The following is a 15,831-nucleotide window of genomic DNA, read 5'->3' on the forward strand; positions in this document are numbered from 1 at the left end:
AGGCGATGGCGTTCCCCATCATCCCGTGCGACCTGTGCGGGTCGCAGGATGGGCTCGAACGCAATGCCATGAAGGCGATGCTCGACGATATCGAGCGGCGCATGCCGGGCCGCAAGGACGTGATGATCCGGGCCCTGGGCAATGTGCGGCCGAGCCATCTGCTCGACCCGAAACTGTTCGATTTCGCGGCGCTGCGACCGGGAGAGGGGCAATGAGCGCGGTCGACGTCGCGGCCCTGGCGGCAATCCTCAGGCGGGCCGCGAAGGCGGAGATCCTGCCGCGGTTCCGGCGCCTCGACGAAGGCATGGTGCGCCAGAAGAGCGAGGCCATCGACCTCGTCACCGAGGCCGACGAGGCGGCGGAACGACATATCGCAGCCGAGGTCCGCAATTTGCTGCCGGAGGCGCTGTTCGTCGGCGAGGAATCGGTCGCGCGGGACCCCGGCCTTCTCGCTGCGCTCGACGACGCGGCGCTCGCAGTGGTGGTCGACCCGGTCGACGGCACGGCGAACTTCGCCGCCGGGCTGCCGCTGTTCGCCGTCATGGCGGCAGTGGTGCGGAACGGGGAGACCGTCGCCGGCATCATCTACGATCCGATGGGCGACGATTTCGCGCTCGCCGAGAAGGGAGGCGGTGCCTATATGCGCTTCCCCGACCAGGGGCGCGACATGCGCCTGCAGGTGGCGACCCCGCCGGACCTGGCCCAGATGGTGGGCTGCGTCTCGACGGCCTTCATGCCGGCCGCGCGCAAGCCGCAGATTCTTGCCAACCTCGCCAAGGTGCGGGTGGCCGCCAACTACCGCGTCGCCGGGCACGCCTACCGCCTGCTGGCCGCGGGGCACATCCATTTCGCCGCCTTCAACAAGCTGATGCCCTGGGATCATCTGGCCGGTACGCTCATCGTCGAGGAGGCGGGTGGGTATGCGGCGCGCTTCGACGGCTCGCGCTACCTGCCGGTGCACCGCGCGGGCGGCTTGCTCGTGGCGGCGAACGAGGATTGCTGGAAGCAGCTGCGCAGCGAGGTCTTCACGTTCTAGCAGCTTGGCGGGAGGCTGAGTTGGACAGCAAGGACTACTGGGCGATCGCCGAGCGCGACATCGAGATCCAGAACCCCGTCACCGACCGCAAGCTGCGCCTGCTCGACGATTATTGCGACGTCCGCGACGGCCTGAGCGTCCTCGATATCGGCTGCGGCAAGGCGTGGGTGATGCGGCGCTGGGCCGAACAGTTCGACCTGCGCGGTACAGGGCTCGAGATCAATCCTGCCTTCGCCGCCTTCGCCCGGCAGAAGGCCGCGGAGCGGGGGCTCGGCGACCGGCTGACATTCGTCGACGGCCCGGCAGACGCGTTCACACCCGAGCCGGGCTCGTACGACATCGTCATCTGCCTGGGCGCAAGTTTCGCGCTGGGGGGCTTCGTGCCGGCGGTCGACTGGATGGTCCGGGCGGTTAGGCCGGGCGGCACGCTGGTCATCGGCGACGTGACTCTCAGGCACCGCCCGGCCGTGCCGCGCCCGGAGCTGCACCTGCCGCACGACGCGCCCGACACCATCGGCGTGATCGAGCGGCACGGCGCGGTGGTGTCGGCGCTGATCAGCGCCTCGGACGCCGATTACGAGCGCTATGTCAGCCATCACCGCCACGCAGTGCTGGAATGGGCGCGCGAAAACCCCGGGCATCCGGACCACGACGCGGCGCTGACGCAGAGCCGCGCGGACTGGCTGCACTACCTCAGGGCCATCCGCCCGCTGCTGGGCTGGACCATCTTCGTGGCGCGTCGCGACGGCTAGGCTAGCGCTCGCCGGTCGGGGGGTGTTACGCGTGGCCGACGCCGAACAGCTTGCCGTTCTCGGCGACGAGAATGGCGCCCAGCGCCAGCGCCCCCATCACGAAATAGCCGCCGGAAACGGGAACGAGCGTCCCGTCGAAGGCCTGGCCGATCACCGTGCCGAGCAGCGCGCCGCCGACCGTCTGGATGAAGCCGAACACTGACGAGGCGGTGCCGGCGACGGCGCCGAGCGGCTCCATCGACAGGGAGTTCATGTTCGAGGCGGCCCAGCCGAAGGTGAACATGATCACGGCGTGCAGGCCGAGGAACAGCCACAGCGGCATCAGGCCGGCGAGGCTGAGCGCCAGCCAGACGGCGGAGACGCCGGTGAAGACGAGGACGGCCCCGTGGCTCAGCCGCCGCATCCCGAAGTGTCGCACGATGCGTGAATTGAGGAAGGAGGAAACCGCCATCAGCCCGGCGACGGCAGCGAACGGGACGGGAAACCAGACGCCGAGGTCGAACACGTCGACATAGATCTGCTGCGCCGTGTTGATGAAGCCGACCAAAGCGCCGAACAGGAACATGCCGGCAAGCCCGTACGAGAAGGCCATGCGATTGGCGAAGACGATGGAGAAGCCGCCGATCACGGCGGCGGCGGTAAGTGGCCGCCGCCGCGCCGGATCGAGCGTTTCGGGCAGGCGCAGCAGCGCCCACAGGCCGAAGACCGTGGCGAGCCCGGCCATGAAGATGAACAGGGCCGGCCAGGGGCTGACGAACAGCAGCACCTGCCCCAGGCCGGGGGCGATCACCGGGACCGCCATGAACACCATGAAGATCAGCGACATCACCTCGGCCATGGCGCGGCCGGCGAAGCGGTCGCGCACCACGGAGTTGGCGACCACCCTTGTCGCGGAGGCGCCGACGCCCTGTATGGCCCGCAGCGCCAGCAGCACCGTGAAATCCGTGGCGAAGGCGGCTGCGAAGGCGCAGGAGATGTAGATGGCGAGGCCGACGAGCAGAGGCCCGCGCCGGCCGAAGCGATCGGCCAGCGGCCCGAAGACCAGCTGGGCGGCGCCGAAGCCCAGCATGTAGGCGGCGATCACGAATTGCCGCTCGTTCTCGGTGGCGACGCCCAGGGCGTCGCCCATCTGCGGCAGCGCCGGCAGCATCACGTCGATGGCCAGCGCGTTGAGCGACATGATGGCAGCGAGCAGGGCGATGAACTCGGGACGGGTCAGCTCGCGCGTCGCCGTGGCTTTGTAAGGCATGAGGCAAATGTCCGGACGGTCTGGAAATCTTGCAGGCGCGCTGCGGCGGCACCATGGCCCCCGCTGTCACGGGTAACAAGCGGAGACGGGGTTTCAGGCGAGGGCGGCCTGGAATGCGGGGGCGCTGCGCTCGCGGATGGGCATGTGGATGATCGCCGAACCCAGGCCGAGCAGGATACCGAGGTACCACACGAGGCTGTACGAGCCGGTCTGGTCGAAGACGTAGCCGCCCAGCCAGACGCCGATGAAGGAGCCGAGCTGGTGCGACAGGAAGGCGACCCCGTACAGCATGCCCATGTAGCGGGCGCCGAAGAACAGGCTGACCAGCCCGGCGGTGAGCGGCACGGTGGACAGCCACAGCAGCCCCATCGCCGCCCCGAACATGTAGGCGCTGAGTTCGGTGACGGGGAACAGCACGAACAGGGCGATGATCACGGCGCGCGAGAAGTAGATGGTCGCAAGCAGAAGCTGCTTGGGCAGGCGGCTGCCGAGATAGCCCGACAGCAACGAGCCGACGATGTTGAACAGACCGATCACGGCGATGGACCAGCTGCCCACCTCCGGCGACAGCCCGCACTGCACCAGATAGGCGGGCATGTGCACGTTGATGAAGGCGATGTGGAAGCCGCACACGAAGAAGCCGATCACCAGCAGGCGATACGAGCCGTGCCCCCAGGAGCGCGCCAGCGCCTGCATGAAGGGCAGGTCGGCGTGCCCGGACGCGCTTTCGGTGCGGCCGCGCAGGGCGACGGACAGAGGCACGATGAGCAGCAGCACGCCGCCGAGATAGACCAACGCCGTCGCCCAGCCGAAATTGGAGATGAAGGCCTGGCCGACGGGCGCGAAGACGAACTGGCCCATCGAGGAGGCGGCGGTGGCGATGCCGAACACGAAGCTGCGCTTCTCCGGCGGCACGGAGCGCCCGAAGGCCGCCATGACGACGGTGAAGGAGGCAACCGAGATGCCGACGCCGGTGACGATGCCCGCGGAGAGATAGAGCAGGGGCGCGGTGGGCGAGAAGGCCATGAGGATGATGCCGCCGCCATAGATGAGCGCGCCCACGGAGAGCACGCGGGCGGTGCCGTATCTATCGGCGAAGCCGCCGGCGAACGGCTGGGCAATGCCCCAGGCGAGGTTCTGGATGGCCATGGCCATGCCCCATTCCTCGCGGCTGAGGCCGAGATCGGCCGTCATCGGCAGGGTGAACAGGCCCATCGCCCCGCGCACGCCGAAGCCGATGGCGGCGATGAGACAGCCCGCCAGGATGATCACGGGCAGGGGAATGCCCGGGCGAGCCGGCGCGGAAATGGTGATGGCGGACATGTCGACCCTTTCTTCAGAGCCCTGTTTACGCCGGCCGGGCGGCCGCGGGAAGCGCAAAGGGGTGATGGATCGGATCACTGGAATTCATGCGCCGGGCAGCCTTGCCGCGGGCATGCAGACGAAAACGGCCGGATGAATCCGGCCGTCGAGCGTGGCGAAACGGACGCGATCAGGCGGTCTGCTTGACCGGCACGCCCTTGTCGGCGAAGTGCGCCTGCAACTCGCCGGCCTGGAACATTTCCGAAACGATGTCGGCGCCGCCGACGAACTCGCCCTTGACATAGAGCTGGGGAATGGTCGGCCAGTTGGAATAGGCCTTGATGCCCTCGCGCAGTTCCTGGTTCTCGAGCACGTTGGCGCTGCCGTACTGGACGCCGAGATAGTTGAGGATCTGGACGACGCGCCCGGAGAAGCCGCACTGCGGGAAATCCGGCGACCCCTTCATGAACAGGAAGACGTCGTTGTTCTTCACCTTGTCGTCGATGAAAGCGTTGATGTCGGTCATTTCGGTGCCTTTCGCCATCCGGGGAGGGCCGGAGAATTTCCTGAGTAGATAAGACAGCTTTGCGCCGCTGTCGAGGTTTTCGTCAGGCCCTCAGTCCGGCGTGCGCGTCTGCAGCGCGAGCGAATGCAGCACGGTGCCGAGGTCGTCGCCAAAGGCGGCGTTGACCATCTGGTGCTGCTGAACCCGGGACTTGCCGCGGAAGGATTCGGAGATCACCGTCGCCGCGTAGTGGTCGCCGTCGCCCGCGAGGTCGCGGATCTCGACCTTGGCGTCGGGGAGCGCGGCCTTGATGCGGCGTTCGATTTCGTTGGCGGCCATGCCCATGGCGATTCCCTGCGTTGGTCGTGACGTGTGGGAGTCATATGGCATGCAGGTCGGGCCGCTTCAATCCTCGCACCGGCCGCGCGCCCCCGGGGCGCCGGGCTAGCCGCGGTCGTCGAGCGGGATGCAGCACTCGCCGTCGGAGCGGGTCGAAAAGTTGGCGATGATGAAATCGACCAGCGGCCGGGCCTCGCCGGCAATGGCCTTTTCCATCAGGCACTCGATGGCATAGGTGAGGCCCCCGGCGACCGCTTCGGCATGCACGATGCGCAGCGGCACGCCGAGCGGCGAATTGTCGCTCTCGCCCTCGTAGAGCAGGGCGGGACCGCTGGCGAAATTCACGACGTTCCGCGCGACCACCTTGAAGCCGGGGAAATCCGTCACCCAGCTCGCCTCGATGCCCTTGATGTCGAGCTTGTCGAGCGCGGTTTCGGCGGACCAGTCCGCATCCCCGCCGGCGACCGCGAAGACGTCGCACTGCAAGGGGGCGCCTGGGTGCTGCAGCGTCAGGATGGTCGCCGGGCTGCCGTCGTCCACCGAGCGGAAGACGTTGGGATAGATGGCGGTATAGGGCAGGTCGTCGGTCAGGCCGCGATCGATGACGACCTGCGGCTGCTCCTGCGCCAGCGCGCCGCCGCCAAGGGCCGCGAGCGCGAGCAGGATGACGGCGCGCCGGGCGGTTGCGGGCTTGCTCATGGGCTGTTTCTCCCTCCTTCGCCGCCAGCATAGCCGACAAAGCGACGCGAACATGACGGGGCAATGGAAACGGCGCCGCCCCGCCTCGCCTCGCGCCGGCTAATGCCCCTCGAGTTCGCCTCCCATGTAGCGTGGGAACCAGGCTTCGTGGGCGGCGCGCAGCTCGGCGAGCGGGATCGGCCGGGCTTCCCCGAGGGTCAGCGCGGTCCCGCCTGTATTGCCGATCCACGGCGCGAACACGCCGGCACTGGGGTAGATGTCCTCGAAGAAGCGGTCGAGCGTTTCTCGCTTCATGGTGACGAGGTAGCGCCCCTGGTCCTCGCCGAAGAAGAGCGGGATGGGGTCGCCGCCCTCGAGCTGGTTGACCGTGGCGCCGATGCCGGAGGCGATGGCCATCTCGGCGAGGGCAATGGCGAGGCCGCCATCGGACAGGTCGTGCACGGCGGTGGCGATGCCGTCGCGGATCAGGGTGCGGACGAGGTCGCCGACCTTCTTCTCATGCGCGAGGTCGACGGGCGGCGGCGGGCCGTCGCGGCGGCCGAAGAGGTCGCGCAGGTAGATCGACTGGCCCAGATGCGTGCCCCACCAGTCCGGTGCCCCGAACAGCAGGATGGCCTCGCCCTCGGCGGCGAAGCCGCTGCGCGCCATGCGCGTCCAGTCCGGGATGAGGCCGACGCCGCCGATGGTCGGGGTCGGCAGGATGCCGCGGCCGTTGGTTTCGTTGTAGAGCGACACGTTCCCCGAAACGATGGGGAAGTCGAGCGCCCGGCAGGCTTCGCCGATGCCTTTGACGGCCTGCACCAGCTGGCCCATGATCTCGGGCCGCTCGGGATTGCCGAAATTGAGGTTGTCGGTGGCCGCGATCGGGTCGGCGCCGACGGCGGTGAGGTTGCGCCAGGCTTCGGCGACGGCCTGCTTGCCGCCCTCGAAGGGATCGGCCTCGCAATAGCGCGGCGTGACGTCGGAGGTGAAGGCCAGCGCCTTGGTCGGGTGGCCGTCGACGCGGATGACGCCGGCATCCCCGCCCGGCCGCTGCAGCGAGTTGCCCTGGATCCAGGTGTCGTACTGCTCGTACACCCAGCGCCGCGAACACAGCGCCGGCGAGCCGATCATGCGTAGGAGGGCGTCGGCGACGTCCATCTGCGGGATGTCGTCGGGAGCGAGCGGGGGCGGTGGCACCGGCATGTCCCACGGCCGGTCGTACTCGGGCGCCTCGTCGCCCAGCTCCTTGATCGGCAGGTTGGCGACCTCGTCGCCCTGCCACAGCACGCGGAACCTCAGGTCGTCCGTGGTGCGCCCGACCGTGGCGAAATCTAGCTCCCATTTCTCGAAGACGGCGCGCGCCGCCGCTTCCTTGTCGGGGTGCAGCACCATGAGCATGCGCTCCTGGCTCTCCGACAGCATCATCTCGTAGGGCGTCATGCGCTCTTCGCGCACCGGCACCTTGTCGAGGTCGAGCTCGATGCCGAGGTCGCCCTTGGCTCCCATCTCGACGGCCGAGCAGGTGAGGCCGGCCGCGCCCATGTCCTGGATGGCGATGACGGCGCCCGTGGCCATGAGCTCGAGGCAGGCCTCGAGCAGGCGCTTCTCGGTGAAGGGATCGCCGACCTGCACGGTGGGGCGTTTCTCGTCGATGTCGTCGCCGAACTCGGCGGAGGCCATGGTGGCGCCGCCGACGCCGTCGCGGCCGGTCCTGGCGCCGAGATAGACTACCGGCAGGCCGATGCCCCGGGCCTTGGAATAGAAGATCTTGTCGGCGTCGGCGAGGCCGGCGGCGAAGGCGTTGACCAGGATGTTGCCGTTGTAGCGCTCGTCGAACTCGACTTCGCCGCCTACGGTGGGCACGCCGAAGCTGTTGCCGTAGCCGCCCACGCCGGCGACCACGCCGGCGACCAGGTGCCGCGTCTTTTCGTGTCCGGGATCGCCGAAGCGCAGGGCATTCATCGCCGCGACGGGGCGTGCGCCCATGGTGAAGACGTCGCGCAGGATGCCGCCGACCCCGGTCGCCGCGCCCTGGTAGGGCTCGATATAGCTGGGGTGGTTGTGGCTCTCCATCTTGAAAACCACGGCCTGGCCGTCGCCGATGTCGACGACGCCGGCATTCTCCCCGGGCCCCTGGATGACGCGCGGGCCGGTCGTCGGCAGCGTCCGCAGCCACTTCTTGGAGGATTTGTACGAGCAGTGCTCGTTCCACATCGCCGAGAAGATGCCCAGCTCGGTGAAGGTCGGCTCGCGGCCGATGAGATCGAGGATCTTCTGGTATTCGTCGGGCTTGAGCCCGTGATCGGCAACCAGTTCGGGCGTGATGGGAATGTCGTTCGGGATGCTCATGGACAGGGGGCGATTCCGTAGGGCGGGCGCGGATGCCACGCTATAGCGCAAGCCGGTGCAGGAAGCGAAGCAAAAGGGGGCAGCCGCTCAGCCCGGCGTGCGCTGGCGCACGAGGCGCGGGATGACCCGGTCGGCGGCGACGACGAGGGTGCAGAACACGGTGACGGCTGCCAGCAGGGCGGCGATTCCTATGGCCACCGCGCCATAGCCGTTCTTGCCCGCGTCGAGGATGTCGTAGGGGTACTCTCCGGTCACCGCGCCGCGCGCCAGGGCCCAGGCGAGATAGGCGAGGCCGGGAACCAGCATGGCCGGGATGGCTGCCAGGCGCAGGTCGCCGTGCGGTGCGCCGATCGCCCACCAGCCGAGATAATAGAGCGGCGCTACGTAGTGGAGCAGGATGGTGGCAACCAGTAGCGGCCCCTCGAAGTGATACAGGGGCGCCAGCACGAAGTGGTAGTACAGCATCACGAGCAGGATGTAGCCGGCCATGAGCGCCCGCGTCTGCGGCCGGCCGAACCAGGAAAGCCAGCCCCAGCCCGTGAGGGCGGCGAGGTAGACGAGCACCAGCCCGAGGTTGGTGAGGTGGGTGAAATAGGTCCAGAACCTGATGAGCGCGTCGGGCAGGGAGCGCGCCACGGGGTTCGCCGGCGTGACGCTGAGCAGCGACGGCACCATCACGGCAAAGTCGGTGGCGAGTCCGGCGATGCCGATGAGCATGCCGAGCACGAGCGCGACCGAACGCAAGGCCGGCGCCTCAGGCAACCTGTTGCAGCAGCCCCGAGAACAGGGGCAGGCCGTCGGTGCCGCCATGGGCGGATTCGATCAGGTTTTCCGGGTGCGGCATGAGGCCCAGCACGTTCTTGTCCTGGTTGAGGACGCCGGCGATGTCGTGGATCGAGCCGTTCGGGTTGGTACCCTCGGCATAGCGGAAGGCGACCTGGCCGTTGCCCTCGATGGCGGCGAGCGTCTCGCTGTCGGCGAAATAGTTGCCGTCGTGATGGGCGACGGGCGCGCGGATCACCTGGCCCGGCGCGTAGCCGCGGGTGAAGGCGGTATCGGCGTTGACGACCTCCAGCCGGACCTCCCGGCAAACGAAGCGCAGCGAGGCGTTGCGCATCAGCACCCCCGGTAGCAGGCCGGCCTCGGTCAGCACCTGGAAGCCGTTGCACACGCCCAGCACCTTGACCCCCCGGGCGGCGCGCTCGCGGACGATGTCCATGACCGGCGAGCGGGCGGCGATGGCGCCGGCACGCAAATAGTCGCCATAGGAGAAGCCGCCGGGGATGACGATGAGATCGACGGCGGGGACCTCGGTGTCCTTGTGCCAGACGATTGCCGGGGGCGTGCCGCCGACCCTGGTCAGGGCGACGATCATGTCGTGATCGCGGTTGGAACCGGGAAAGGTGACGACGGCGGACTTCATCGGCGGGCCTCGAGCGAAGCAATCACCGTCTTGTGGTGAATGTCCGTGCGAAACGCAAGCGGCTGCGCGCCGAATCCCTGCCGGCGCGGTTCACGATCCGGCTATGGCGGGCGCCGGCGCAACCGCCGGGCCGCGGCGGCCGGGCGTGCCGGGCAGGTGGGCCCAGGCCGGGCGCTCGAACAGGAACCGGCCCCGGCCGCTCCAGCGGACCAGCCAGTAGAGGACGAGCGGTGCGCCAAGGGCGACGAGCATGACGATGGTGCCGAGGATGCCGGCGTCGTCGATGACGCCGAGCTTGAGCAGCAGGACGCGGCTGGCCGCCATGGGGATGGAGAAGCTCAGATAGACGACGATCGAGTGTTCGCCGAGCCAGCGCAGCCAATCCATCGCCGGCAACCGGGCGAGCAGCGCGGCGCTTGCGCAGACGGCGAGCGAGCCGGCGAGGGCGAGGGCGAGGTGCAGGCCGGGCAGGGCGGCATAGCCCATCTTGAGCCCGTCCGGGTGCAGTTCGGCGCCGCCGGCAAAGACGAGATAGAAGCTGGCGACGGCGTAGCCGAGCAGGGCCAGCAGGCTGAGCGCGAGGTGGCGCTGGGCGGCGGCGACGATGCGGAACACCAGCGGTGCCAGCGCGTAGCCGGCGTAGAAATAGACGAGATATTCGGCGAACTGGTCGAAGGCGTAGACGCCGGTATGGACCGGAGCCACCTGCAGCGCCGCGGCGCCGGCAAGCGCCACCCAGTGCGGCACGCCGAGCGTATGCACGAGCTTGGCTGCGAGGCTGAACCCGCCGAGCAGGTAGATGAACCAGAGCACGCCGTAGGGCTCGACAACGGCGAGCGCGATGCCGGCCAGCGCCCCGGTGAGGTCACCCTCGCCGAGCCCGACCTTCACCAGGATCTGCAGCGCCGCCCACAACAGGTAGAAGTACAGATAGTGCACCACCCGGCGGTCGGCGTAGAGCTTCCACGGCCGGGCGATCACCTGGCCGAGGAACAGCCCCGAGATCAGGAAGAACTCGGGCATGCGGAACGGCGTGGCCCAGCCGATGACATAGTTGAGATAGCTTACCTCACCGGTGGCTTCGCCGACGCCGTAGGCCGAGTGCATCATGACGACGAGGATGATCGACAGGCCCTTGGCGGTGTCGACCCAGTCGAGGCGGGCAGGGGTGCCGGGCATGCCGCATGCTCCAGTGAACAGGTCGGCAGCGTCATACACCGGCGACGCGCATGGCGCTGCAGGAGATGGCGGACAGGCTTAAGCGGCGTGCTTAACCGATAAAATGCGATGCATCAGATCGCGATCGGCAGTTGTGCGTAGCTGGCCAGCAGCAGGCCGAGCGAAAGAAAGAACAGGGCGGATATTGAGAAAGTGCGGATCATCGACAGTCTTCGGGAATGGAGTAAGCGGCGCGAGGCCTTCGTTACTTCACATGCACCCGTAAGGCTGAATGGAACCTGAACGCGGACGGTTAACGGACGAAAAATGCCGACGACCGCGGCGTGTCAGGCCGGCAGCGAGGCGTAGGCGGCGAACAGCAGGCCGATCGTGATGAAGAACAGGACGGACAGGGAGATGGTCTTGAACATCGGGGGGCAGACAACACAGGGTTCACGCAGCGGCCGGCTGCGAGGCGGTACGGCTTTCGGCGGCGGGGGACGGCGGGATCAGGCCTGGGCGGCGATCTCGATCGTGTAGTTCTCGATGACGGTATTGGCGAGCAGCTTCTCGCACATGGCCTTGAGATCGGCTTCGGCCTGGGCGGCATCGCTGCCGCTCAGCTCGAGGTCGAAGACCTTGCCCTGGCGCACCGCCGTCACGCCGGCAAAGCCCAGGCTCTGCAGCGAGCCCTGGATGGCCTGGCCCTGCGGGTCGAGGACGCCCGACTTGAGGGTAACGGTGACGCGCGCTTTCATTGACGGATTCCACAGGCAGGCGGGGCAGCGATACCCCGCGGCAGGTCACTGCACGAGTCGGGGACCGGTGGTCAATGCGTTGTCGGTTTCCACCAGGATGCCGAGCCGCTGCGCCACCTCGCGATAGGCATCGACGAGGCCGCCCAGATTCTCGCGGAAGCGGTCCTTGTCGAGCTTGTTGCGGGTCTTGATGTCCCACAGCCGGCAGTTGTCGGGGGAGATCTCGTCGGCCAGCACGATGCGCATCATGTCGTTCTCGTAGAGCCGGCCGCACTCGATCTTGAAGTCGACGAGCTGGATGCCGACGCCCATGAACAGGCCGGTGAGGAAATCGTTGACGCGGATGGCCAGCGACATGATGTCGTCCAGCTCCTGCGGCGTGGCCCAGCCGAAGGCGGTGATGTGCTCCTCCGAGACCATCGGGTCGCCCAGCGCGTCGTCCTTGTAGCAGAACTCGATGATCGAGCGCGGCAGCTGCGTGCCCGGCTCGAGCCCGAGGCGCTTGACCAGCGAGCCGGCGGCGAAGTTGCGCACGATGATCTCGAGCGGGATGATCTCGACTTCCTTGATCAGCTGCTCGCGCATGTTGATGCGGCGCAGGAAGTGCGTCGGGATGCCGAGCCCGTTGAGCTTGGTGAAGATGAACTCGGAAATCCGGTTGTTGAGGACGCCCTTGCCGTCGATCACCTCGTGGCGCGCGCCGTTGCCGGCCGTCGCGTCGTCCTTGAAGTACTGCACGAGCGTGCCGGGCTCGGGACCCTCGTACAGGATCTTGGCCTTGCCCTCATAGATCTTCCGCCTACGGTTCATACAGGTCCCGCCGTGGTCAAGGAGGTGGATTGGGCGCGTTCATGCGCCAGAACGGCCGGCGAATGCAAGCCCTTTCGCGCCCCCGCCGGAGCGACCGCCGCCGCCCCGCCGCAGGCGCGGGCGGGTGCAGCCAAAGCCCGCCGCCGGCGTTCATGTGAGCTGACCAATTGCCGCGATGCACGGGCGTTGATTTTGCCTGCGCTTCCGGCATAAGTCGGGGCCCGGCGCGCGGCGCCACCCTCAGACCTGAAGTGCGGAGAGAACAGATGGCCGGATTCGAGGAACGTCAAAAGGGCCAGGAGGCCAAGTTTGCCCACGACGCAGAGCTCCGCTTCAAGGCCGAGGCCCGCCGCAACAAGCTGCTGGGCCTGTGGGCGGCCGAGCAGATGGGGCTGAGCGGCGACGCCGCCAACGCCTATGCGGCCGAGGTGGTGGCTGCCGATTTCCAGGAAGCCGGCGACGAGGACGTGTTCCGCAAGATCGCCGGGGACCTCAAGGCCAAGGGCACTGCGGTCACCGAGGAGACGATTCGCGCCAAGATGGCCGAACTGGTGCAGACCGCCCGCGAGCAGGTGCTGGCCGAAGGCTGAGGCCCGGTGCCGGCGGCCTCAGGCGGCCGGCCCGAACACCCGCTCGAAGATCGTGTCGACGTGCCTCAGATGGTAGGCATCGTCGAACATGGCGTCGATTTCCGCGTCCGTCAGCCGGGCCGACACGTCGGCATCCGCCTTGAGATTGGCGGCGAACAGGCCGGCGCGGTCGCCGCGTGCCTCCCACACCCGCATGGCGTTGCGCTGCACGGCGGCATAGGCGTCCTCGCGGCTCATCCCGGCCTGGGTGAGGGCGAGCAGCACGCGCTGCGAATTGTGCAGCCCGCCGAGCAGGTCGAGATTGCGCCGCATGTTCTCGGGGTAGACGAGCAGGTTCTCGATCAGCCCGGTCAGCCGCGCCAGGGCGAAATCCAGGGTGATGGTGGCGTCCGGCCCGATCATGCGCTCCACCGAGGAATGCGAGATGTCGCGCTCGTGCCACAGGGCGACGTTCTCGAGCGCCGGGGTGACCATGCCGCGCACGATGCGGGCGAGGCCGGTGAGGTTCTCCGAGAGCACCGGGTTGCGCTTGTGCGGCATTGCCGACGAGCCCTTCTGGCCGGGGGAGAAATATTCCTCGGCCTCCAGCACCTCGGTGCGCTGCAAATGCCGGATCTCGGTGGCCAGCCGCTCGATCGAGGAGGCGATGACGCCCAGCGTGGCGAAGAACATGGCGTGCCGGTCGCGCGGGATGACCTGCGTCGAGACCGGTTCGACGGCGAGCTGCAGGCGCTCGGCGACATAGGCTTCGACCGCCGGGTCGATATTGGCGAAGGTGCCGACGGCGCCGGAAATGGCGCAGACCGCGATCTCGCGGCGGGCGGCGAGCAGCCGGGCGCGGTTGCGGGCGAACTCGGCATGCGCCTCGGCCAGCTTGACCCCGAAGGTGGTCGGCTCGGCGTGGATGCCGTGGCTGCGGCCGATGGTGATGGTGTATTTGTGCTCCATCGCCCGGCGCGCGAGCGCCGCCAGCAGCTTGTCGAGATCGGCGAGCAGCAGGTCGGCGGCGCGGCTCAGCTGCACGGAGAGGCAGGTATCGAGCACGTCCGACGACGTCATGCCCTGGTGCACGAAGCGCGCCTCCGGCCCCACGATCTCGGCGAGGTGGGTCAGGAAGGCGATGACGTCGTGCTTCGTCGTGCGCTCGATCTCCTCGATGCGGGCGACGTCGAAGGTCGCCGCGCTGCCCTTCTGCCAGATCGCCTCGGCCGCCTCCTTTGGCACGACGCCCAGTTCGCTGAGCGCGGTGGTGGCGTGCGCCTCGATCTCGAACCAGATGCGGAAGCGGGTTTCCGGCGACCAGATGGCGACCATCTCGGGGCGGGAATAGCGCGGAATCATGGGCTTGGGCTCTTGCGTTCGAGGGCGGGGGCGGCTCAGACCTGGACGGTCTGGGCGGCGTTGCGGATGGCGGCGATGCGCCCGGCATAGGTCGACGGATCGTTACCGGAAAACACCGCCGTGCCGGCCACCAGGACGTCGGCGCCGGCGGCGGCGAGCTCGCCGGCATTGGCCGCGGTAACGCCGCCGTCGACCTCGAGGTCTATGGGCCGGCCGCCGATCAGCGCGCGGGCCTGGCGGATCTTGGCATAGCTCTCGGCGATGAAGCTCTGCCCGCCGAAGCCGGGGTTGACGCTCATGATCAGTATGAGGTCGATGTCGTCGACGACATGCGCGAGCGCCGACACCGGGGTCGCCGGGTTGATGGCGACGCCGGCGCGCTTGCCCAGCGCGCGGATGGCCTGCAGCGAACGGTGCAGATGCGGGCCGGCTTCGGCGTGCACGGTGATGATGTCGGCGCCGGCTTGGGCGAAGGCGGCAAGGTAGGGATCGGCCGGCGCGATCATCAGGTGGCAGTCGATGACCTTTTGAGTGTGCGGGCGGATGGCCGCGACGATGAGCGGCCCGATGGTGATGTTGGGGACGAAGTGCCCGTCCATGACGTCGACATGGACATAGTCCGCCCCGCCCGCGTCGATGGCGCGGACTTCCTCGCCGAGGCGCGCGAAATCGGCGGACAGGATGGAGGGCGCGATCCGGAGCGGCTGGCGGGACATGGAACCTCGGTGGTGCTGGGGGCCTGGCAGTGGTCCTTACCGCTCCCCCCCGGCGGCGACAAGTGGGCGGGGCTGAGACGATGGGAGGAGGGTGCATGCGAAAAACCCGCCCCGGCGTTTCGCCTTACGGTTTCATCTTCGTCTCTTGCCGCTTCCGCGTGAGAAGCGGCCCCGGCGAGGCGCTTGCCTCGGAGCGGGTAGTCCGCAATTGGAGAGGCTGCGCCTCGCCGGTGCGGCCGGGATTTTGGGCCTATGGCGCGCCGGGCGGGGTGCATCCCCTGCCGCATCGCGAGGACGGTGGGCGGCTTGGTCGACCGGGGGAGCCCCCGCATCGCCTCGCCAGCCGGGCGGGCGAACCCGCTTCGGCCGTTCCCCGCCCCGCGACGGCTCCGGTGGAGCCGTGCGGCGGCAGGGAAACTCCCGGCCGCCTCAAGGGTGGCGGCCGTCGTCCCTCGGGGAGCCCCCATTGCAGCTCCCCCCGCGTCTGTAGCGGCTTGACCGGCTAACCGGCCCACGCCGAAACGCTTTCAGCCTGGACGGAGCCGACGCCCCGCCCACCCGGCCTCCCTCGCACCAGCTGCTCGTTTGCAACCTCGCTTCGGTGCGCGGATGGGGGGAGTCTACAGGGGGTGGAGAAGGCGGGGACAAGTTTTGTCCCGGGTAGGTGTTCGTACGCATTCGAGAAGCAAATAGGACCGATTTGCAGCTGAGAGGCGTCGGTGGTTGGGGCGGAGAACGAGGGGGGTGGGGCAGGCGGAGGAAACGGGGGCGGAAGGGGCGGACCCGCCAACAGGAAGGCTGGCAGTCGGGCTCCCCGCCCCC

The 15,831-nt window shown here is 68.3% G+C and carries 16 protein-coding genes and 1 pseudogene; 4 read left to right on the top strand and 13 right to left on the bottom strand.

Features of this window, described 5'->3' with window-relative positions; genetic code table 11:
* The 3 genes and pseudogenes from VGD93_RS09085 to VGD93_RS09095 form a co-directional block, all read left to right on the top strand.
* A pseudogene (locus tag VGD93_RS09085) lies at positions 1-215 on the top strand (tRNA 2-thiocytidine(32) synthetase TtcA); the annotation flags it as partial.
* Positions 212-1,036, top strand: a complete 825-nt coding sequence (locus VGD93_RS09090; protein WP_395011301.1) for an inositol monophosphatase family protein — start codon at positions 212-214, stop codon at positions 1,034-1,036. The pseudogene VGD93_RS09085 and the gene VGD93_RS09090, both read left to right, overlap by 4 nt.
* Before the next feature lie 20 nt (positions 1,037-1,056).
* A complete protein-coding gene (locus VGD93_RS09095; RefSeq protein ID WP_395011303.1) occupies positions 1,057-1,788 on the top strand; it encodes an SAM-dependent methyltransferase in 732 nt (243 codons plus the stop codon).
* A gap of 25 nt (positions 1,789-1,813) precedes the next feature.
* Here VGD93_RS09095 and VGD93_RS09100 read toward each other — a convergent pair whose 3' ends face one another.
* The 11 genes from VGD93_RS09100 to purC all read right to left on the bottom strand — a co-directional run bounded on the left by VGD93_RS09100 (position 1,814) and on the right by purC (position 12,362).
* Positions 1,814-3,037, bottom strand: coding sequence for a multidrug effflux MFS transporter (locus VGD93_RS09100; protein ID WP_395011304.1), 1,224 nt, complete (start codon positions 3,035-3,037; stop codon positions 1,814-1,816).
* A gap of 93 nt (positions 3,038-3,130) precedes the next feature.
* A complete protein-coding gene (locus VGD93_RS09105) occupies positions 3,131-4,360 on the bottom strand; it encodes an MFS transporter (protein ID WP_395011306.1) in 1,230 nt (409 codons plus the stop codon).
* Between the two features lie 169 nt (positions 4,361-4,529).
* The gene (grxD, locus tag VGD93_RS09110; protein ID WP_395011308.1) at positions 4,530-4,865 is read right to left on the bottom strand and encodes a Grx4 family monothiol glutaredoxin; all 336 of its coding nucleotides are present in this window, start codon (positions 4,863-4,865) and stop codon (positions 4,530-4,532) included.
* Between the two features lie 90 nt (positions 4,866-4,955).
* Positions 4,956-5,189, bottom strand: coding sequence for a BolA/IbaG family iron-sulfur metabolism protein (locus VGD93_RS09115; RefSeq protein ID WP_395011310.1), 234 nt, complete (start codon positions 5,187-5,189; stop codon positions 4,956-4,958).
* A gap of 99 nt (positions 5,190-5,288) precedes the next feature.
* Positions 5,289-5,882 (bottom strand): hypothetical protein, encoded by a 594-nt coding sequence (locus VGD93_RS09120; RefSeq protein ID WP_395011312.1) that lies wholly within the window; start codon positions 5,880-5,882, stop codon positions 5,289-5,291.
* A gap of 99 nt (positions 5,883-5,981) precedes the next feature.
* Entirely contained in the window at positions 5,982-8,213 is a 2,232-nt protein-coding gene (gene purL / locus VGD93_RS09125) for a phosphoribosylformylglycinamidine synthase subunit PurL (protein ID WP_395011314.1), read from the bottom strand.
* 87 nt (positions 8,214-8,300) lie between these two features.
* Entirely contained in the window at positions 8,301-8,957 is a 657-nt protein-coding gene (locus tag VGD93_RS09130) for a Pr6Pr family membrane protein (protein ID WP_395011316.1), read from the bottom strand.
* Between the two features lie 10 nt (positions 8,958-8,967).
* Positions 8,968-9,636 (bottom strand): phosphoribosylformylglycinamidine synthase subunit PurQ, encoded by a 669-nt coding sequence (gene purQ / locus VGD93_RS09135; RefSeq protein ID WP_395011317.1) that lies wholly within the window; start codon positions 9,634-9,636, stop codon positions 8,968-8,970.
* Between the two features lie 90 nt (positions 9,637-9,726).
* Positions 9,727-10,815 (bottom strand): acyltransferase family protein, encoded by a 1,089-nt coding sequence (locus VGD93_RS09140; protein WP_395011319.1) that lies wholly within the window; start codon positions 10,813-10,815, stop codon positions 9,727-9,729.
* A 488-nt stretch (positions 10,816-11,303) separates the two neighbouring features.
* On the bottom strand, positions 11,304-11,552 hold the full coding sequence (purS, locus tag VGD93_RS09145; protein WP_395011321.1) for a phosphoribosylformylglycinamidine synthase subunit PurS: 249 nt from the start codon (positions 11,550-11,552) through the stop codon (positions 11,304-11,306).
* 45 nt (positions 11,553-11,597) lie between these two features.
* Positions 11,598-12,362, bottom strand: coding sequence for a phosphoribosylaminoimidazolesuccinocarboxamide synthase (gene purC, locus VGD93_RS09150; RefSeq protein ID WP_395011323.1), 765 nt, complete (start codon positions 12,360-12,362; stop codon positions 11,598-11,600).
* Positions 12,363-12,628: 266 nt separating this feature from the next.
* Here purC and VGD93_RS09155 point away from each other — a divergent pair, with 266 nt between their 5' ends.
* Entirely contained in the window at positions 12,629-12,952 is a 324-nt protein-coding gene (locus VGD93_RS09155) for a DUF1476 domain-containing protein (RefSeq protein ID WP_395011325.1), read from the top strand.
* A gap of 18 nt (positions 12,953-12,970) precedes the next feature.
* Here the strand turns inward: VGD93_RS09155 and purB are convergent, their stop codons facing one another.
* Both purB and rpe read right to left on the bottom strand, forming a co-directional pair.
* Positions 12,971-14,293 (bottom strand): adenylosuccinate lyase, encoded by a 1,323-nt coding sequence (purB, locus tag VGD93_RS09160; RefSeq protein WP_395011327.1) that lies wholly within the window; start codon positions 14,291-14,293, stop codon positions 12,971-12,973.
* 35 nt (positions 14,294-14,328) lie between these two features.
* On the bottom strand, positions 14,329-15,009 hold the full coding sequence (gene rpe, locus VGD93_RS09165; RefSeq protein ID WP_395011329.1) for a ribulose-phosphate 3-epimerase: 681 nt from the start codon (positions 15,007-15,009) through the stop codon (positions 14,329-14,331).
* Between the last annotated feature and the right edge of the window lie 822 nt (positions 15,010-15,831).

It is taken from the genome of Devosia sp., assembly GCF_036406155.1.
GTDB lineage: Bacteria > Pseudomonadota > Alphaproteobacteria > Rhizobiales > Devosiaceae > Devosia_A.